General features: G+C 48.0%; 22 protein-coding genes. 5 read left to right on the top strand and 17 right to left on the bottom strand.

Going from position 1 to position 19,457, the window contains the following annotated elements:
• Positions 1 to 97: 97 nt before the first annotated feature.
• From CZ360_RS00620 to CZ360_RS00655, 8 genes are all read right to left on the bottom strand, one after another.
• Positions 98 to 463, bottom strand: a complete 366-nt coding sequence (locus tag CZ360_RS00620; RefSeq protein ID WP_077532282.1) for a hypothetical protein — start codon at positions 461 to 463, stop codon at positions 98 to 100.
• A gap of 59 nt (positions 464 to 522) precedes the next feature.
• Positions 523 to 1,266, bottom strand: a complete 744-nt coding sequence (locus CZ360_RS00625) for a pseudouridine synthase (RefSeq protein ID WP_077532283.1) — start codon at positions 1,264 to 1,266, stop codon at positions 523 to 525.
• Positions 1,267 to 1,294: 28 nt separating this feature from the next.
• Positions 1,295 to 2,470 carry a D-alanyl-D-alanine carboxypeptidase family protein gene (locus tag CZ360_RS00630; protein ID WP_229407951.1) on the bottom strand — a complete coding sequence of 392 codons (1,176 nt, stop codon included), beginning with the start codon at positions 2,468 to 2,470 and terminating at the stop codon, positions 1,295 to 1,297.
• 51 nt (positions 2,471 to 2,521) lie between these two features.
• Positions 2,522 to 2,926 carry a GerW family sporulation protein gene (gene ytfJ / locus CZ360_RS00635; protein WP_077532284.1) on the bottom strand — a complete coding sequence of 135 codons (405 nt, stop codon included), beginning with the start codon at positions 2,924 to 2,926 and terminating at the stop codon, positions 2,522 to 2,524.
• Positions 2,927 to 3,000: 74 nt separating this feature from the next.
• Positions 3,001 to 3,720 carry a hypothetical protein gene (locus tag CZ360_RS00640; protein ID WP_077532285.1) on the bottom strand — a complete coding sequence of 240 codons (720 nt, stop codon included), beginning with the start codon at positions 3,718 to 3,720 and terminating at the stop codon, positions 3,001 to 3,003.
• Positions 3,721 to 3,746: 26 nt separating this feature from the next.
• The gene (gene scpB, locus CZ360_RS00645; RefSeq protein WP_077532286.1) at positions 3,747 to 4,316 is read right to left on the bottom strand and encodes an SMC-Scp complex subunit ScpB; all 570 of its coding nucleotides are present in this window, start codon (positions 4,314 to 4,316) and stop codon (positions 3,747 to 3,749) included.
• Between the two features lie 18 nt (positions 4,317 to 4,334).
• Entirely contained in the window at positions 4,335 to 5,075 is a 741-nt protein-coding gene (locus CZ360_RS00650; protein WP_077532287.1) for a segregation and condensation protein A, read from the bottom strand.
• Between the two features lie 20 nt (positions 5,076 to 5,095).
• A complete protein-coding gene (locus CZ360_RS00655) occupies positions 5,096 to 5,767 on the bottom strand; it encodes a site-2 protease family protein (RefSeq protein WP_077532288.1) in 672 nt (223 codons plus the stop codon).
• Positions 5,768 to 6,008: 241 nt separating this feature from the next.
• On the opposite strand from CZ360_RS00655, the gene rpmB reads away from it, so the two are divergent.
• Both rpmB and CZ360_RS00665 read left to right on the top strand, forming a co-directional pair.
• Positions 6,009 to 6,197 (top strand): 50S ribosomal protein L28, encoded by a 189-nt coding sequence (rpmB, locus tag CZ360_RS00660; RefSeq protein ID WP_077532289.1) that lies wholly within the window; start codon positions 6,009 to 6,011, stop codon positions 6,195 to 6,197.
• Between the two features lie 102 nt (positions 6,198 to 6,299).
• The gene (locus CZ360_RS00665; RefSeq protein ID WP_077532290.1) at positions 6,300 to 6,893 is read left to right on the top strand and encodes a flavin reductase family protein; all 594 of its coding nucleotides are present in this window, start codon (positions 6,300 to 6,302) and stop codon (positions 6,891 to 6,893) included.
• A gap of 80 nt (positions 6,894 to 6,973) precedes the next feature.
• On the opposite strand, the gene CZ360_RS00670 is transcribed toward CZ360_RS00665, so the two are convergent.
• From CZ360_RS00670 to CZ360_RS00685, 4 genes are all read right to left on the bottom strand, one after another.
• On the bottom strand, positions 6,974 to 7,519 hold the full coding sequence (locus tag CZ360_RS00670) for a stage V sporulation T C-terminal domain-containing protein (RefSeq protein ID WP_077532877.1): 546 nt from the start codon (positions 7,517 to 7,519) through the stop codon (positions 6,974 to 6,976).
• A gap of 161 nt (positions 7,520 to 7,680) precedes the next feature.
• Complete coding sequence (locus CZ360_RS00675; protein WP_159438054.1) at positions 7,681 to 9,288, bottom strand: DUF975 family protein; 1,608 nt, start codon at positions 9,286 to 9,288, stop codon at positions 7,681 to 7,683.
• A gap of 84 nt (positions 9,289 to 9,372) precedes the next feature.
• Positions 9,373 to 10,311, bottom strand: coding sequence for a magnesium transporter CorA family protein (locus CZ360_RS00680; RefSeq protein WP_159438055.1), 939 nt, complete (start codon positions 10,309 to 10,311; stop codon positions 9,373 to 9,375).
• A gap of 171 nt (positions 10,312 to 10,482) precedes the next feature.
• On the bottom strand, positions 10,483 to 11,751 hold the full coding sequence (locus CZ360_RS00685; RefSeq protein WP_077532878.1) for a S1C family serine protease: 1,269 nt from the start codon (positions 11,749 to 11,751) through the stop codon (positions 10,483 to 10,485).
• A 324-nt stretch (positions 11,752 to 12,075) separates the two neighbouring features.
• Between CZ360_RS00685 and CZ360_RS00690 the strand changes: the two genes are divergently transcribed.
• A complete protein-coding gene (locus CZ360_RS00690; RefSeq protein WP_077532293.1) occupies positions 12,076 to 12,696 on the top strand; it encodes a cytidylate kinase-like family protein in 621 nt (206 codons plus the stop codon).
• Between the two features lie 72 nt (positions 12,697 to 12,768).
• Positions 12,769 to 13,269, top strand: a complete 501-nt coding sequence (locus tag CZ360_RS00695) for an HD domain-containing protein (RefSeq protein WP_077532294.1) — start codon at positions 12,769 to 12,771, stop codon at positions 13,267 to 13,269.
• Between the two features lie 56 nt (positions 13,270 to 13,325).
• Here CZ360_RS00695 and glpK read toward each other — a convergent pair whose 3' ends face one another.
• From glpK to CZ360_RS00715, 4 genes are all read right to left on the bottom strand, one after another.
• Positions 13,326 to 14,807 carry a glycerol kinase GlpK gene (glpK, locus tag CZ360_RS00700; RefSeq protein WP_077532295.1) on the bottom strand — a complete coding sequence of 494 codons (1,482 nt, stop codon included), beginning with the start codon at positions 14,805 to 14,807 and terminating at the stop codon, positions 13,326 to 13,328.
• A gap of 31 nt (positions 14,808 to 14,838) precedes the next feature.
• Positions 14,839 to 15,405: a glycerol-3-phosphate responsive antiterminator gene (locus CZ360_RS00705; protein WP_077532296.1), complete on the bottom strand. Its 567-nt coding sequence runs from the start codon at positions 15,403 to 15,405 to the stop codon at positions 14,839 to 14,841.
• A 258-nt stretch (positions 15,406 to 15,663) separates the two neighbouring features.
• On the bottom strand, positions 15,664 to 15,939 hold the full coding sequence (locus tag CZ360_RS00710; protein WP_077532879.1) for a zinc-ribbon domain containing protein: 276 nt from the start codon (positions 15,937 to 15,939) through the stop codon (positions 15,664 to 15,666).
• A gap of 119 nt (positions 15,940 to 16,058) precedes the next feature.
• Positions 16,059 to 16,643 (bottom strand): sigma-70 family RNA polymerase sigma factor, encoded by a 585-nt coding sequence (locus CZ360_RS00715; RefSeq protein ID WP_159438056.1) that lies wholly within the window; start codon positions 16,641 to 16,643, stop codon positions 16,059 to 16,061.
• 396 nt (positions 16,644 to 17,039) lie between these two features.
• Here CZ360_RS00715 and CZ360_RS00720 point away from each other — a divergent pair, with 396 nt between their 5' ends.
• Entirely contained in the window at positions 17,040 to 18,530 is a 1,491-nt protein-coding gene (locus CZ360_RS00720; RefSeq protein WP_077532298.1) for an L-fucose/L-arabinose isomerase family protein, read from the top strand.
• 160 nt (positions 18,531 to 18,690) lie between these two features.
• Here the strand turns inward: CZ360_RS00720 and CZ360_RS00725 are convergent, their stop codons facing one another.
• Positions 18,691 to 19,428, bottom strand: coding sequence for an N-acetylmuramoyl-L-alanine amidase (locus tag CZ360_RS00725; RefSeq protein ID WP_077532299.1), 738 nt, complete (start codon positions 19,426 to 19,428; stop codon positions 18,691 to 18,693).
• Between the last annotated feature and the right edge of the window lie 29 nt (positions 19,429 to 19,457).

Consider the following 19,457-nt stretch of genomic DNA (forward strand, 5'->3'; position numbering starts at 1 on the left):
AAATAAAAACAGCATTTCCAATTGGAATTTCATGCCATTTCAAAAAGTTCTCCAGTTTTTATTATACACATATCCCCTAAAAATAACAAGCGGCAACTCAGCAGCCTGCGCAATTTTTGCACTTATGAATGATTTTTGTTAAGGAATTAACACAAAAACCATCGTCCTGCACAAAACCCAGGCGGACAAGCATTTCATGATCAATTTTTCGGTCAAAAACAGCCTTGTCAATCCCCAATTCCAGCATATTGGCAAAGACCGCCCGTACCAGTCCGTCAAAGATATCCTGTTCTACACTGGATACATTGACAATCTCGCCGCAATCGCCTTTGATATTATAAAGACAGCTTGCCTTGATCTCCTTTTTCTCTACACAAACATAAGCGAACTTTGCCTGTGTGCTGTAAATCCTGTTCAGCCGTTCCAGCGTGGAGGGCTCGGTCACTGGGAGTAACTGTATCATCGCTGACATTCCTTTCTCTTTGATATAAATTTAGGCCGGCGTTTGCCGGCCCCAGGGTTTTATCTGCTCTTGACAGGCTTCTTCACGGCCGAACGGATCGCTTTCAGTTCCTCTGCCGACAGCTCCCGGCAGGTTCCCGGCTTGAGCATCCCAAGCTTCAACGGCCCAAACGCCACTCGTTTTAACCGCGCAACCTCTAACCCGACCGCCTCGCACATCTTCCGTACCTGGCGGTTCCGGCCTTCCCGGATCACTAATTCCATCACTACCCGGCCCTGCTCCTTAGCCAGCACCCTAACCTCGGCCGGAGCGGTCTTTCTTCCGTCAATATAAACTCCTTCCGAAAGCTTTACCGCCTGTTCATCATTGATATCCGGCCGCACCGTCACCCGATAGGTTTTGGAAACACTGCGGGAGGGATGCATCATATCATTTGCAAAATTCCCGTCCGAAGTAAAGAGGAGCAGCCCCTCTGTATTCAGGTCAAGCCGCCCGACGGGATAAACCCTCACCTGGGTTTCCGGCAAAAGCTCTGTAACGCATCGGCGGCCCCGGTCGTCACTCATTGAGGTAATGTATCCCCTCGGCTTATTCATCATAAGGTAAACATGCTGCTTTTTCCGGCTGTAGTACAGCCGTTCCCCATCAATGGTGATCAAATCCTTCATTGGATCGATCTTCTGTCCGATCAGGGCCGGATGTCCGTTAACCTTCACCCGCTTCTGCCCAATTAGTTCTTCTGCCTTTCTTCGCGAACAGAACCCGATATCCGCAATTACTTTCTGAATCCTGATTTTTTCCATTTCTTTCTTCCTTTCGCCTAATATCCCATCAGTCGTTCCTGTTCTGTTCCAGCATGGAAGCCCATTTCCGGAACCAGGCCTTTATCCGATCGGTAAAGCTCAGCTCCACCTCCGTCACCCTGCGCTCTATGCTTTCGCCTGCTGTCAGAGGGACTTCTGCCAGGACTGTGTCTCCCGATTGATAACAAATTTTTCCGACCACATCCCCCTGCTCAATCGGAGCATAGCAGAACTGCCGGATCAATACCTTTGATTCGATCTTTTTTTCTTCTCCTAAAAACGAAACTGAAACCTCTTCCGGCGCGCTCACGGTAACCTGATTTGCTTCTCCGCCTACCACATCAAGCTTCATGCCATCTGTATCAGGTGTCAGCTTCACCTCTTTGATCAGTGAAAAACCATAGTCAAAGAGATTTGCATGGTCAGTCCAGTCGTTCGGGTCGTTCAGCGTGACGCAGATCAGCGTCACTCCATCCCGCTCCGCCGCCGAAACCAAACAGCGCCCCGCCGTTTTAGTAAAGCCGGTTTTCACACCGATGCAACCATCGTAATAGGACAGCAGCCGATTATGGTTGGAAAGCCACCGGTCAAACGGCGGATCACCAAAGGTAAGCTTTGTTTTCCGGCTGCTGCACAGCTCCCGGAAGGAATCATTTTTCAGTGCTTCCCTAGCCAGCAGAGCCATATCGTATGCAGTAGAATAGTGCTCCTCGTCATGAAGCCCGCTCGGCGTAACAAAATGGGTATTCCTCATCCCGATTTCCTCGGCCCGGCGGTTCATCACTTCCGAAAACGCCGGAATAGAACCGGAAATCCGAACGGCCGCGGCGTTTGCCGCATCATTGCCGGACGAGAGCAGCATCCCGCCGGCCAACGCACGGAGCGATACCTGATCGCCCTCGGTCAAGCCCATAGACGAGCCTTCTACCCGGATTGCTTCTGCATCCACCTCGAAATATGTATCCAGGTCTGCCTGTTCCAGCGTCAAAAGCGCAGTCATAATCTTGGTTGTACTAGCCATCGGCAGCTTTTCGTTCTCATTTTTAGAAAGAATTACAGACCCTGTGCTGGCATCCATCAGCAAATAAGCCTGTGCAGACGCAGCAAAGCTGTCAGCAGATACCCCTTCTACCATGGTGGAACTGCTGACAAGCCCTATCACTGCCGCCAGACATACCGAAAACCAGCTTGCTATTTTTTTCAAATCCAATCACCTGCCCGTTTTATTGTATGCGGACAGTGAGATGATTAGAAATTATTCTTCAACAGTTTCCTGTTTCTCAGGTTTTCCCGTTTTTTCCTTTTTAAATAATTCGCTGATCTTATCAATGACCTCCGGAACCATATTCACCACGTTGTTCGCAGTATTCTCGTCGTTGGTCATCTGGAGCAGCTTGACATTTCCCTGATAAACCACCAGAAAAGCCAGCGGCTGGATGGATACCCCTGCGCCGGACGCACCGCCAAAAATATCTTTCGGCTGTTTCGACGGGATATCAGATCCGCCGGAAGCAAATCCAAAGGACACTTTGGAAACAGGGATAATGATTGTCCCGTCCGGAGAGGTAATCGGCTCGCCGACGATGGTGTTGACATCTACCATTTCCCTGATTTTCTGCATTGTTGTGGACATCATGCCCTGAATCGGATGTTCACTCATAGTTTAACCATTCCTTTCTTTGCAAAACGTCTGCCTGTTCCGCACATTCAAGGGGCGGCACGCATTTCCAAAAGTCATCTCTCAGCTTCGGCGCTTTCCCTTCTCAGCCCATTCTCAGGCGTCTGTTCCTCTTTCGTATGGATGAATACATTTTTTATCATATTGATTAGCATTCCCAATCCGCCGGCAATTATCACGCCCAGCCGGACTTTCACTTTAAACCGGATATCCTGGGTAATATGCTCAGCGGTAAAATCCGGGCGAAGGGAAAAACGTTTGACTGTCACCTTGATCTGGCTTTTTAGCAAAGCCAGCGTATTGTTCACGGCAATGCCAATTCCCGCATAGGTCAGCGCGGTTTTATCCGCCGAATCAGTCCCAACACTCATATCAAAGCAAAGCCCCGTCAGACGGGTATGGCGCAGGACAAATTTAGAAGGCTCAAATATCGATTTAATAATATTCAAAATCAAAAATACGGTGTCGGAAAAGGCCTCCTCCTTCTTCGGATGTCCTTCCTTCGCCGGTGTTCTGCTGTTCTTCGCTTTCTTTTTTTTGCGTTTCTTTTTCTTTAAGGCCCTTTCTTCCTTCTTTTCCAGCCTCTCCGTCTCCTTGAGGGCCAGTTTTGCATCCCGCTCCGGGGATCTGATGTCAAAGCGCAGCCCAAAGGCGCCGGCCTTCATCCGGACCACATCGGTAATACTGACGTACAGCGTCGCGCTGAAAGATAAAAGCACTGCGAAAACCAAAATGATGATTCCAATGATCAGCAAAGCTTTCATCTCTTCGATCATTCCTTTCTTCAATCAGTATACCGTTCTTATTCTTCCACAGGTTCCTCCTGCGAGGCCACTACCTCTTCCAGATGGATCTGCCCGCTTTCATCCGGGAGCGGCGGCAGCTCCTGCAAAGAGGAAAGCTGGAAACTGCGCAGGAAATTCGCGGTAGTCTGATAGGTGATCGGCCTGCCCGGCACATCCAGACGCCCGGCTTCCTCCACCAGCCCTTTTTCCACCAGGTTATTGACGGTCTGGGAGCTGTCCACTCCCCGAACCTGCTCAACGAAGCTCTTGGTGACCGGTTCATTATAGGCGATAATTGCAAGCGTTTCCATAGCCGCCTGCGAAAGCGGCGTGTTCCGTTTGATTTCCAGCGCCCGCTTTATGTACGATTCATATTCCTTTTTTGAACAGAGCTGATAGCTTGTCCCTAATTTGACTACCTGTACCCCTCGGTCGGAGGACTTGTATTCCGCCATGAAATCAGGCATCAGACCGGATAAGGTCGGCCGGTCAATTTCAGTGGCTTCAGACAGTCGCTCCAGGGAAACAGGCTCCCCGCTTGCAAAAAGCACAGCCTCGATCATTCCGTAATACTTTTTATATTCCATCTTGATGTAATCTGCTCCTTATCGATAGTCAGCTTCATTGAAGTCCTCTGCCGCCACGCCGGCATTGCGGTTAAAATAGACATAGGTGTTGTCATCATCTACCGTAATCCGCTTCGACTTCATCAGTTCCAGGATCGCCAGAAAGGTAGCGACTATCTCGCTGCGATCCTCGCTGGGGGTAAAGAAATCTCGGTAACGCGCCTTCCCGCTCTCATACAGCCGGTTTAGGACAAAGACAATCCGGCTGGTGACTGACACCATCCGTTTGGATACAATACCGGAAAAAGCGGTTTTTGGGGGCGGCAGATTCCTCTTGGCTTTGCCGACCGCAACCTGATATGCCTTTAAAAGCTCCTCGGGCTCATGGATCCTGTGATAGGTTTTATCCGCTTCCAGCCTTTGCGGCTCACGTATAAAGATATTATGGCCTTCAAACTGGCTTTTTAGTCGCGTTGCCACCTCTTTGCAGAGCTGGTATTCCAGCAGCTGTCCCTGAAGCTCTTTTTTCAGATCCTCCGCCTCTTCGTGTTTCGGAAGCAGAGAGACTGTCTTGATATAGACCAGATGCGCCGCCATGGCAAGAAAATCACTGGTTACTTCCAGGTCAGCCATCTTCATCTGTTCAATATAATGTAAATACTGCTCCAGAAGCTCGGCAATCGGAATATCATAAATATTCAGTTTGTGTTTTGAAATCAGATGCAGCAGAAGGTCCATCGGCCCTTCAAACACCTCAAGCTTAAATTCCAGTTGTTCCATCCGGTTTTTGTTTCCTTTTCTTATGTTGCAATCACTCTGGCCAGCAAATCCATAAAGCCTGTCAGGAAATCCAGCCCATTATAGACCAGGTCTGCCAGGAGGTTCAGCGGTCTGCTCAAAACCCCGGTTGACAGCAGGATAAACAGCCCAAATATCAAAAACATCTGGTACCTGCCCTCCCAGGCCATCAGCCTGTAGTTCGTCCGGTCACTCAGAAAGAAAGCCAGCACCTTAGAGCCATCTAACGGCGGGATGGGAATCATATTAAAGATTGCCAGTCCGATATTGGTGGTAATCATAACGGAGACAATCATCCTAACCACCATAAAGGCCGTTTCATTCATAGGGATAAAATAAAGCGCGCCCTTCCCAACCAGCAGCAGTACAAACGCAAACAGCAAATTGGACATCGGCCCGGCCAGGGCGGAAAGCGCCATCCCGGATTTCCGGTTTTTGAAATAGGCCGGGTTGATCGGCACCGGTTTTGCAAAGCCAAATCCTGTCAGCAGGAGCATCATCGTCCCGAACAGGTCAAAATGCTTAAACGGGTTTAAGGTCAGCCTGCCCATGTTTTTCGCGGTTGGATCGCCCAGCTTATAGGCGATAAAGCCATGCGCGCATTCATGCAGCGGCAGTGCGGTCAGCACCACCAGGATACGGATTGCAACAGTAATCCCATATTCTCTCGACATTGATTCAATCCTATTCTTTCTTCTATCACTTTTTACTCCAGAGAATGTGCCCGGCAAGCATTTTCTCTGTGATTAACATTATATCGATAATCTGGTAAAAATACAAGGGCGCAATCTTTAAATTTTTGAGAAAGAGGGAAAAAAAAGAGTTTTTTTCAATAAAAGGCTTGATTTTGTCCGCGATATCTGTTAAAATAACAACGTTAGTCAATCCAAAGTAAGTCGAGGGAGGTGCAGATTTATGGCAAAATGTGATATCTGCGGTAAAGGCGTTACTTTCGGTATTAAAGTTTCTCACTCTCACAGACGTTCCAACAGAGCTTGGAAGCCAAACGTAAAAAGAGTGAAAGCAATCGTGGACGGTAAACCATGCCGCGTGTATGCTTGCACCCGTTGCTTGCGTTCAAATAAAGTGACCCGTGCTGATTAGTGCCGAATGACATGCAAATAAAAAAAGCTGGCTTCTTATTTTTAAGCAGTCAGCCTTTTTTTATTTCATCTATTTCGGAAACAGAGAAAGGATTTGTCCAAAATGAAAAAAATTCAATGGAAGGGCGGGGCGCTGCTGGCACCGGTTCCGCCCGCGATGGTAACCTGCGGCAGCATGGAGCAGCCGAATGTCCTCACCATCGCCTGGACTGGCATTATCAATACAATCCCGCCTAAAACCTATATTTCTGTCCGCCCGTCCCGTTTTTCCTATCCGATGATAAAGGAAAGCGGAGAGTTTGTCATCAACCTGACTACTGCCTCCATGATCCGCGCCGCTGATTTCTGCGGCGTCCGTTCCGGGAGGGAGCTCGATAAGTTCGAGGCCTGCGGGCTGGAAATTGAGGAAGGCTTTACTGTATCGGCTCCTGTCCTGTCGCAGAGCCCGGTCAGCTTGGAGTGCAGGGTAACAGAGATTATCCCGCTCGGCTCCCATGATATGTTCCTGGCTGATATCACCGCAGTCGACGTTGACCCGCAGTATCTTGACGAACAGGGCAAGCTCTGTCTGTCCCGGTCCCATCTGGCCGCGTTCGCGCATGGAGAGTACTTTGAGCTGGGGAAAAAAATCGGCAGTTTTGGTTTTTCTGTCAGAAAGAAAAGAAAGAAACATCCCGGCGGAAAGAAAAGAAAATAGCTCCCGGCTGTTAAAAGGAGGATGCTGCAGAAGCAGCATCCTCCTTTTTATTTCATGAAGCATTGATTCCCGGCAGGGATTTATTCATCATCCAACTGTTTTCCCAGAAAAATGGCAGCCGTCTCGGCCAGCCGTTCCAATAATTCTGTGCTTACTACATGCTTCCCGTCTGACAGAAACAAAACAGCCCCGCATACGTCACTGTTAGCAATAATCGGATAGCATACCACCGTGTACCGGTCGATCCCCTCTACGGCAAGAATCTTATCAGAAGTATCCCCGCGGTAGCTGATCACCCGTCTGGCATTCATGCTGTCCTCAATCATCGGAGAAATCCTGCGTTCCAAAAGCTCCTTTTTGGGCATTCCGGAAACAGCGATGACATGATCCTTATCACAGATCACAGCCGGAAGTCCGCCGGTTTTATGCAGCACATCCGTAAACTGAAGCGCGCACTGGCCCATCTCTTCCACCGGAGAGTATTTTTTAAAGATCACTTCCCCTTCTCCAGTTGTGTAGATTTCCAGCGGCGTGCCTTCCCGAATCCGCATTGTCCTTCTGATTTCCTTTGGAATAACCACCCTGCCGAGATCATCAATCCTTCTTACAATTCCCGTTGCTTTCATATATAAAATCTCCTTGTACAATAAAATGATTTGCCTTGTTATTATTTGTTAGAACTGGAGATTTATACAAGCACAAACTTGGAATTATCCGCTCTTTTCAGACAAAAAACAAAGCGCAATTAAGGTGACATTTGTTCACCCTTTTGCGCTTTGTTTTTTTATTATTTCTGTGGTTTTGGCAGCCGTTCCTGTTTAACAACCGGAGGCCGCGTCGGATAATCTGAAATTCCTTTCCCAGTATTCGGGTGAAGATAAGATAGGCCGAGGTCGCCCGCAAAAAACACCAGCAGAATCACACAAACCAGAGTCTGCACCCTCTTCGGGATTTTCTGGTAGAACTCATCCAGCATAGGGGCCAGGACATAGATAAACGCACAGCCGCCCAAGCCGAATACGATCAGTCCCTCCAAGCAAATCCGACCGTTAAGGTTAAATAAAAAGCCGGAATAATCCCACCAGCGCGTCCCTGTCATCAACTCCAGCACAAAGCTGGTCAGGTATTCCATTACGCCGCAGATCACTACTGTCAGGAAAAATGTCAGAATAGGCTTTTCCCGAATCTTTTTCAGGATAATTAGAACAGCAGCTCCTCCGGCTCCGTAGATCGGAAGCCACGGGCCATGCAGAACCCCACGGTTAACCAAGCCAAGCCCGTTTACCAGGTTCAGCAGCACCTCCCATACCCAGCCGAGTATCGAAAAGGTAAAGAACAGCAGGATCAAGGAGCGCAGCGTATAATGGCGCATATAATCGATCCTGAGCCACTGCCTTCTCGCATATTCCGGAATGGGGAATAGGTTCATCGGGTATTCATCCAAGGGCTGGCCGTTCGGCAAATCTGGCTGTCGGATCAGGTAGGGGTCGTTCAAGCATTCATAGTACTCATATTTCTGCTCAACCGCCTGCTGCCGGAGGGTAAGGTAAAGCTGCGCCGTCGTCGCTGTTTTATAGGCGTTCATATAAAAAATCTTCAGCAGGCCGAAGGTGATCAGGTTCAACACCCACCATCCAAGAAAAGAGGCGTCCAGCAGAAAGGTACGCCACTTGTTTCCATGCATCATCCGTTTCGACAGGGCAAAGGCCTCCTTGCGTCCAATAGCAGGATTCTCCGCCAAAATATACGGAATCATCCGGTAGGAATAGCGCTTGATAATTCCCCCGACCAGGGTTAAATCCCACAGAAGGGTAAAAAGCGTTTTAAAAAGCATCACCTTGTCAACATTCCAGATTTTCCTGATCCGAATCAGGAAAAGAAGCCGTTGGATCGGTGTTTTGGGATAGGTATTCGCTTCCAGGAAAAACCGGCATTCACTCACAATCAGCATATTTTCGACAAACAGAGAATACAATACCAGCAGCATCGCACCAATCATGATGATCACGCTGGCCATGATCCGGTCATGAAACAGTACCTGGTTAAGCGAATTTAAAATCCCAAACAGGATAGAACCCGACTGTGTAGTGCTGTTAAAAATGGCTGCCAGCACACCTTCTGTGCCGTAACGGTGCTCCTGCTCCTTCTGCTGATCTACGCCAATCCCGGTTAAAAATTCATTGACAATTTCCGAATTGGAAATCCCTTCGCTGGAATTCATCAAGATATTTGCACTGTGAATCTCCCGGGCAGAATCATAGCTGAACAATACATTTAACGTATCGCTGTAAACTCCTGTCAGGATGGCCATAATGAAACATACCGCGACAAGCCGCCAATATTGGGCTTTCAGCAACTGTCTCGCCCGTTGCTTCAGGCCAGACCTCTTCCACATAAATGTCATCCTCCACTCTTTTCATTAACAGTTTCATTCTATCACATATCTATGTACCCTTTCAACTACATTAGACCGAAATTGCTAAAACAGCTTCTTTTTCTTGAAAATCCATAGGCAGATCAGCACTACAAGAATACTGACGATAATAATTGCTAAATAACCATATTTCCAGCCAAACTCCGGCATACTTTTAAAATTCATCCCATACCAGCCTACAATTAATGTGAGCGGCATAAAAACGGTTGCCACGACAGTCAAAAGCTTCATGCTGCGGTTCAGGCCATAGTCCAGCGCCGACTGATAGGATTCCCGGACATGCACCAAACTTTCACAGAGGGACTGGGTATGGCTGCTCAGCCGCTGCGCCTTATTGATCATCACCTGCAAATAACGAAAATTTTCATCCTCAAACAGATCGTTTTCATCTTCACAGAGAGCTTCTCCCAACGCGGTCAATTCCTCATAGTAATCCTTCCGGATAGTAAGACCGCGTTTCATCTGAAAAATTTTCTGGTTTATTTCCGGGCTGAGTATTTCCTTCATTATCTTTTTCTCAAGGTCAAGAATCTGTTCTTCACAGCTCGCAAGAACTTCGGTACTCCCCTGCATGAGATGCATCAGCACGCCGCCAACCATACGTTCAATACTAAAACGCTTTCCTATCGTCTCTGCCAGCCGAGAAAAAGCCGCTTGTGAAACTCCCGGCTCCCGATCCAGATTGACAACTAAAAACAGATTCCTGCGAAAAAAAAGCGCGGCCCGTTTCCGGGGATTGCGGACATGGCGAACATCCAATAGATGGACAATGCCATAGCTGTAGGAATCATACACCTCCAGGCTGCTGTGAAAACGGCTGTCTGGCAACCGGCAGACGGCCAGGCATTCTCCCGGAAAGCCAAGCGCGTCAAAATTTTCTTCAAATTCCTCCAGGGAAAGGCAGCCCGCTGTTTCAGCGGCCGGATCCCACTGCCCTATTTCATCAGCCCGTTCCAATTGCCCTGCTTTCTTCTGGTAAAACATAATCCTTCTCTCCCCTAATAAACGGCCTTGCAATACTTCTATTTTTTTCATTATACCCGTCTTACGGTCTGGATTCAACCCGTCGGCAAACTGTAAAAAGACGCATAAAAGCCAGAAACCGGTCTTTAACCGGTTTCTGGCTTGAGAAAAACATATGAAAAAACATCAAGTTTAGGATTGGCTGCTGTCTTCGGGCGTGTACTCAGTAAAGGTTACAGTGACAGTTACCTCTTTATTATCCCGCTGCACAGTAATATTCATCTGATCACCCACTGAATAGTCATTCATCAAGGATTTGATTTCGCTGGAAGAAGTAATCTCTGTTCCATCAATCGATTTCACCAAATCGCCGGTTAACAGACCCGCTTTGTCCGCATCTGAACCGTCGTTTACCTGATAGACATAGGTTCCCAGATCATTGACACGATAGCGCATCGCGGTTTCCTGATCCTGGATATCCAGGAAGGACACGCCCAATTTAATCCGTCCGGTAACGTACCCGTTTTCAATCAAATCTTCAATAACCGGTTTTGCCGTATTAACCGGAATTGCAAAGCCCAGACCTTCAATACCTGAAGCCGAGGTTTTTGCGTTGACAATTCCGATCAGCTCCCCTTTCCCATTAAAGAGTCCTCCGCCGGAGTTGCCCGGATTGATTGCGGCACTGGTCTGCAGCAAGGTCATAGTCTGGTTTTCAATAGTGATTTCACGGTCCAGGGCGCTGATGATGCCCTCTGTCACCGTACCGCCAAGCTCTCCAAGCGGGTTGCCGATTGCGACGGCAAGGTCACCGACTGCGAGCTGGTCGGAATCTCCAAGCGTAACCGCCTGAAGATCTTTTTCATCGATCTTGATGACTGCAAGATCGGTGGTTTCATCCGTACCGACCAGTGTCGCGGAATAGCTTTCCCCGTTTTTCAGCCGGACAGTAATCTTGCTCGCCCCATCTATCACATGGTTGTTGGTTACAATGTATCCGTCTGATGTGACAATCACGCCGCTTCCGGCACCGGAAGCCGTGTACTGCTGCATAAACTGGTTTGTCTGTGCCACCTCGGTGGTAATCTCAACCACACTGTTTTCTGTTGCCGCAGCGATATCTGAAACGCTCGTCCCATCTCCGGCATTCTCTTTATCAGAGGTGTTTACAACCGACTGTTTTAAAACGGACGGTGTCGAAGTGCTGTTCCCGGAAAGCTGCTGCGCCAACAAGCTCCCTCCAAAGCCGCAGCCTGTTGCAACAATCATTCCCGCCAGGATAATTGCTATCATTTTAGCTGCCCTTTTCGGCTTTTTGGCGGCCGCCGGCTGGCTGGTATTGCCTGTTGTATAAATCGGCTGGCTTGGAGGATTCCAAGGATTTACAGGCTGCTGATTCTGTTGATTAAAAACCTCGTATTCCTGATTGATTCCATTTTTCCCATCATACTGCTGATACATAATTCTCTCTCCTTTATTCAGCGGTTTAGTTTTCCCTGAGTACCGCCGCTGATACGGCTGCTCAAACACTTTCTTTTTGACTACGGTTATATCATACACAACCACAGTGACAGGATTTTGATAAACCAATAAACAGTCCTTGAATAATTGTGAAACCTTTGTGAAAGCAATCATTTTAAAATTGTTATGCAAATTTTGAAACAACGTGTTATAATAAATATATCATAAATTATCTGGCCCAATAAACGGCTTTTGTCAGAACCTGTTTTTATGATTCCCTGAATCAGGTCTAATATAGTAATCAATGTCAAAGGAGGCATTCATATGAAACCGCAAACCATTATCACAATCTCACGCCAATTTGGCAGCGGAGGGCACGAGGTCGGCGAGCTGACTGCACAGAAGCTTGCGATCCCCTTCTATGACAAAAAACTGATTGAACTGGCATCCAAAACCAGTGGAATCCACCAGTCCCATTTTGAAAACGCAGAGGAAAATCCGCCGACAAGCTTCCTCTACTCCCTTTCCATGGCGGCCAGCGCAGCCAATCCCTTTACCGGTTATTCGGACTTTACCCTTTCTGACCAGATTTTTAATGCACAGGCAAATGCCGTGCGGAAGGCGGCAAACGAAGGAGCTTGTGTAATTGTCGGCCGCTGTGCCGATTCTATCCTGCAGGAATATCCGGACTGCCTGCACGTCTATATCCACGCGCCTCTGGAGGATCGGATCAAACGGATTATGCAACAATTCGATACGGACGAAAAGCATGCTAAAGAGATGATCGCCAAAACTGATAAAAAAAGAAAAAGCTATTATCAGTTTTACGCCAATGACTATTGGGGTAATGCAGACCGCTACCACCTCTGTCTTGACAGCGGAAATCTCGGCACAGAGCTGTGTGCGCAGATTATTATGAAAGCTGCCATGCGCGGGGAAGAATAATGGACGGACACCCAGTTCAAATCTGTAAGAAAGGAAGCGCTTTCGCCTTGTTGAAAGCCTGAGATTACGGCCATGAACAGAGAAAGGCTCAACACACTTGCCTTCCAGATGGTTCGGTATGAGCAGGGTGCGCCGCATCGCGTTCAGCACCTTTTAAAGGTTCACAGTTTCGCCAAGCTGATTGGGGAAGCTTCCGGTCTGGAGGAAAAAAAGCTGGAAACACTGGAGGCCGCGGCACTGGTGCATGACATCGGAATTCGCCCCAGTCTGGAAAAATATCAGCATGAGACAGGGCATCTCCAGGAAATTGAAGGGCCGCCGGCAGCCGGGGAACTATTATCCGAGCTGGAATTTGAACCCGAACTAATCGACCGGGTCTGTTATCTTGTCGGGCATCACCATACCTATACCGACATCGACGGATTGGATTATCAGATTTTGGTGGAAGCAGATTTTCTGGTCAATATCTTTGAGGCAAAGCTCGGGAAGGATGAGATTCGCTCTATCCGTGAAAAAATATTTCGTACAAAATCAGGAACAGACCTTCTGGATCTGATGTTCCTGCCGGAATAAGCAAAACAGCGTCCTGCAAATTTTTGCAGGACGCTGTTTTGTTCTATTTATAAAGCTTACTTAAACATTTTGGTACATTCTACCGCTGTTTTCCATTTTGAGGTGAGCCGTTCTACTTCTTCCTTATCCATCTTTGGCTCATAGGTCATCCCCAGATTCCAGCTCTGCTTCACATCGTCAAGATCCTTCCAGAATCCGACCGCCAGCCCTGCCAGGAACGCAGCGCCAACCGCCGTTGTTTCACTTACTATCGGACGATGGAGCGGAATGCCCAAAATATCTGACTGGAACTGCATAAGCAGATGGTCGGCAGAGGCGCCGCCGTCTACTTTCAAGGCTTTGACAGCAATTCCGGTATCTTCTACCATCGCGTCAATCACGTCCTTTGTCTGATAGGCAATCGACTCCTCAGCGGCGCGGATAATGTGATTGCGGTTCGTCCCACGGGTCAGGCCGAAGATCGTCCCGCGCGCATACATATCCCAGTGCGGAGCACCCATTCCGGTAAAGGCAGGCACAATATAGACGCCGCCGTTGTCTTTTACCTTGGAGGCAAAATATTCCGTATCACGGGAATCTCCAATCAGCCGCAGCCCGTCGCGCAGCCACTGGATAACAGCTCCTCCGACAAATACGCTTCCCTCCACCGCATAGGAAACCTGATCGCCCACGCTGGCGGCAATCGTTGTCAACAGTCCTTTTTTGCTCAGAACCGGTTTATCTCCAATATTCATCAGGGTAAAGCAGCCGGTTCCATATGTATTCTTCGCATCGCCTTTATGGAAGCAGGCCTGGCCGAACAGAGCAGCCTGCTGGTCTCCTGCAATCCCGCAAATCGGCACTTCGACGCCCTGAATATTCACAGTCCCATAGATTTCGCTGCTGCTCTTGACTTCCGGCAGCATCGATTTCGGAATGTCCAGCTCTTCCAGAATCTTTTCGTCCCAGCAAAGGCGGTTGATATCAAACAGCATTGTCCGGGAGGCATTAGTATAATCGGTAACGTGGACTGCCCCTTCTGTCATCTTCCAAATCAGCCAGGTATCCACTGTGCCGAACAGCAGCTCGCCCCTCTGTGCTTTTTCGCGGGCGCCTTCAACATGATCCAGAATCCATTTAATTTTTGTGCCGGAGAAATAAGCGTCAATCAACAGCCCGGTGCTCTGCTGGATATAATCTGTCAGCCCTCGGTTTTTCAGATCCTCGCAGATCTCCGAGGTTCTGCGGCACTGCCACACAATTGCATTGTAAATGGGGTTTCCGGTTTCCTTGTCCCAGATAATCGCCGTCTCACGCTGGTTGGTGATCCCAATTCCCGCAATCTCTTCCGGCTTGATATCTCCGCGCAGAATCGTCTCGGTCAGCACGCCGTATTGGGACACGTAAATGTCCATCGGACGCTGCTCAACCCATCCGGACTGCGGAAAAATCTGCGGAAATTCTTTCTGAGCCAGAGAAATGATATTCAAATCCCGGTCAAAAACAATACAGCGGGAACTCGTTGTTCCCTGGTCCAAAGCAACAATGTATTTTTTCATATCAGAATCCTCCTTCTGGTTCTACGACTACTTAACTGCCCCAGATATCGCTCAAGGTAGTAGATACCGCAAGCGCACCGGCACTCAGGGCATTAATCACATCCTCTTTATCGGTGATCAGCCCGCCGGCAATCAAGGGCACTTCCATTTCGCTTGCAAGCTTGCGGATGATTTTCGGCATAACCCCCGGCAAAACCTCCACAAGGTCGGCAAGGCCCAGTGAAATGTGCTTTTGGATATTCTCAAACGCCCGCGAATCCAGGACAAAAAAACGCTGAATGGTAATCAGCCCCGCCTCTTTTGAAGCCTTCACCAGCGCCGGCTTAGTGGAGATCACCCCGTCCGCCCGCGTCATCTGCTTAATAAAATCCACTGCAACCGGCTTGTTTTCCAGACCTTCTATCAGGTCGACGTGGATGATCGCAATTTTTCCAGCGTCTTTTAAGCGCGAGGCAATCGCGGCAATGTTACAGATATCCCCATACAGCACAAACACGACCTGGCATTCCGATTTCAATGCAAGGCGAAGCTCCTCATCATTCTTTATCGCTGCAATAATCGGCATTTCTTCCAGTGCTTTGATCATCTGCTTGAGCATACCGCCACCTGTATCCCTTCCGCCAAATACAAAAAAACGATACAACAAACACGCATAAAGTGCTGTGCATCGCTCTCCTACTCTTGCCTACTTTACCCTAATAGTATACCAAAACCGGCCTAAAATGACAATTCACAAATTCCATAAGATTTTGCGCAAGTTCTAGAGGATTTATCTAAAAACCCAGGTGAATTTTCAGAACAGTTTATTAAACCTAAAAATAAAACCGCCCAAAATGGGCGGTTTACTGCGAACTTATTATTCGCCTCTCATTTTTGCGAAGCATTCACTGCAATAAACAGGGCGATCTTCTCTCGGTTTGAACGGAACTTTTGCTTCTGCACCACAGGATGCACAAGTAGCTGTGTACATTTCTCTCTGAGCCTTATTTGCATTTTTGCGGGCCATACGGCAGTCTTTACATCTCTGAGGTTCGTTTTCAAAGCCTCTTTCAGCGTAAAATTCCTGTTCGCCGGCAGTAAATACAAATTCGTTTCCACACTCTTTGCACACTAATGTTTTGTCTTCGTACATAAATAACAACCTCGCTTGGTCTAAAATATTTTTGCCCGTTAACGGACTCAAACCGTCACCTTTGATTTGCACAACGCTCTGTTTTAAGCTATCAGGGCATAATTTCAGCAAATTACCTCTTACTTCAAGAATACCGTTTTAAGCTTTCTTCGTACGCGTTGCAGCGCATTGTCAACCGACTTCTGCGAGGAGCCAAGCAGCGTGGAAATCTGTGCATAGTTATTTCCCTCGAGATAAGAAAACAGTACATTCTTTTCAAATTCGGAGAGGTTCACCTCAATCTGGCCGAGCATTACGCGATACCCTTCCTGATCAATATAGAGATCCTCCGGATTTTCCTGAACGGCAATTTCTCTTGCATCGTCAATCGAAACTGCATCCTTCAGCAATCTTGCCTTTTTTGTATTCCGTTTTTGCAGTGAGCTGCGGATAGAATTTTCCACACACCGGTCGGCAAAGGTAGAAAATTTCACTTCCTTAGCCGGATCGTAAAACCGCACCGCATTCAGCAGCGCCATCAACGCTTCCTGCTTCATATCGTCCCGCTCGGAAGACCATCCAATATAATGATCCAGCTTCCGGTCAATCAATCCCAGATATCTGGAGATTAAAAAAACCAGGCTGGCATTATCACCCTGCCGGTAAGCCTTCACCAAGCTTTCGTCTCCGGGCTGAGCCAAAGGGCCTTCTTGAAAGGAACTCATGAACCACACTACTCCAACTTCGAATCTAGTACCTATCATACCTTGATTTTTGCACATTGTCAAGCATTTTTTAGAGAATGTTTTATTTTTTTGTATACATATAACAAATAGCGACAAAATTTTTTCTTTTCCCATTATTTTTTTATTTCTTTTCGTACAGAAGGCGCTGCGTGTTAAAGCAAGCAATTATCGTGCAGGCGCACGATAATTGTGTAAACTATACATAGAAATCAAAGTTGTACTTTCAAGTAATTGCATTTAATTAACAAATTATGAATCATTTTTCGGTCTTTTTGTCCACTTTTTCATCATTATATTTATTCATTTTGTGTAATAGACATCCCGTTCGTTTCATGATATCATTAACTTATCAAAATCTCTAAGGAGGAACAGACAATGTTTCAGAATAATGTACCTGACGTCCATCTCGGAATTGTCGCTGTCAGCCGCGACTGCTTCCCAATGGAGCTCTCAGAAAACCGCAGAAAAGCTGTCGTAGCAACTTATAAAGAAAAAGGGAAAGAAATCTACGAATGTCCAGTGGTGATCGAAAATGAAGCCGACGCTGTAAAAGCCGCGGAGGATCTGCTCGCCAACGGAGTCAATGCCACCGTCGTTTACCTCGGAAATTTCGGCCCGGAAACGCCGGAAACGATCTTTGCCCAGAAATTCGGCGGCCCGGTTATGTACGCCGCCGCCGCGGAAGAAACCCAAGAAAACCTGATTGACGGACGCGGTGACGCCTACTGCGGGATGCTCAATGCAAGCTACAATCTCGGCATCCGCAGCATTAAGGCGTATATCCCGGAATATCCGGTTGGAACCGCTTCCGAAATCTGTGACATGATGGACGATTTTATTCCAGTCGCCCGTACAGCAATCGGGTTGAGCGGTCTCAAGATCATCGCTTTCGGCCCGCGTCCAAACGACTTCCTCGCCTGCAATGCGCCGATTAAAAAGCTGTTTGACCTTGGTGTGGAAATTGAAGAGAACTCCGAGCTCGACCTTTTGGTCGCTGTAAAGGAGCATGACAATGATCCGAGAATCCCAGCCGTTGTTGCCGACATGGAAAAAGAACTGGGCGCCGGAAACAAAATGCCTACCCTGCTCCCAAAACTGGCTCAGTTTGAACTAACTCTGCTGGATTGGGCTGAAGCGCATAAAGGCTCCAGAAAATATGTCGCGTTTGCAAATAAATGCTGGCCGGCTTTCCAGACTCAATTTGGGTTCTGCCCATGCTATGTCAACAGCCGCTTAACCGGACGCGGAATTCCCGTTTCCTGTGAAGTTGATATCTATGGCGCTTTGAGCGAATATATTGGCCTGTGCGCTTCTGAAGACGTTGTTACCCTTCTGGATATCAATAACAGTGTTCCGGCTGACATGTACTTAGAATCCATCAAGGATCAATACTGCTATACCCATAAGGATACCTTTATGGGCTTCCACTGCGGAAACACCAATGCTGGCAAGCTTTCTGAATATGAGATGAAATACCAGCTCATTCAGCACCGCTGCCTGGAACCGGACAAAGAACCGGACGTCAGCCGCGGTACACTGGAGGGGAATCTTCTGCCAGGCCCAATTACCTTCTTCCGCTTGCAGGGAACCGCAGAAGGCGGTCTGAAATCCTATGTGGCTGAAGGAGAAATCCTGCCGGTTGCTCCTCGTTCCTTCGGCGGGATCGGCGTCTTCGCCATTCCGGAAATGGGACGTTTCTACCGTCATGTACTGATCGCAAAACGTTATCCGCATCACGGCGCTGTTGCGTTTGGCCATTTTGGCAAGGCGATCTTCAATATTATGAAATATCTGGGCGTTGAAGATGTTGCATTTAACCAGCCAAAAGGCGTTTACTATCCGACAGAAAACCCATTTGAAAACTAGTCTTTCCTAAAATAAAGCAGGGCCCCGGACGGTTTTGACTGTCCGGGGTCCTGCTTTATGAAGTTCTTAAATGAATGACGAAACTCTATTTTGTATCCAATGCGTGCCCTGCCGCGCCTTTAACAAAGTCAGGCGGAATTGGGCAGGCTGTTTTGGATTTCTATAATGTAATATAATTCCGGTTGGCATATCCGGTAATCCCGTCTGCCTCAATCACATACCAGTCATTCCAGGTTCCAAAGATGACCACCGTCTGTCCCTTATACACCTTCCCGACAATCGGGGAATTCACATCAGGCCTGCTCCGAATATTGAGCGGCGTATCCTGCGTTGTAACAATCCCAACGACCGGTATCTGCGGCGGGATAAACGGGATATCAAAGTATTCCGTCAAAGAAAGCACCACGTTTTCCGCAATAGCTTGGATATGGTTTTTAATCCACTGTGCGTCCTGGTAATTGTCATGGTAAGCAAATTCAATCAGCACCGCCGGCGCTCTGGTTTTCAGAACCTCGCCGAGATAATCGGTAGTCAGAGCGCGCACAAGCTCTGGTTTAGGATAAATCTTTTTCAGATTATTGGCAATGATATCCGCAGCCCGTTTTCCGTTTACGCTGTTCGCGCTGTAATATACCTCCGCTCCCTGGCGCTGACCCGCCATGGATTCCGGCGAGGCGTTGGAATGAAGCGCCACGTGCAGATCAAAGTTTCCGGCATTTGACGCGCGGATAGAAGAAGCCGCCGTCATATCCGGCGTATTGCGGACATACTGTATTCCGCTGGATCGAAGATAGGGAATCATCGCGTCCGCGATCAGGTTCATATAATATTCCTCTGTTCCCCCGATGATGTACTGGTTCCACTCCTGAGTGGAAGGACTCAAATAAATGATTGGCATAAAATCCTCCTTTTTCCTGTACACAGGTC

The organism is Massiliimalia massiliensis (genome assembly GCF_900155615.1).
Lineage (GTDB): Bacteria > Bacillota > Clostridia > Oscillospirales > Ruminococcaceae > Massiliimalia > Massiliimalia massiliensis.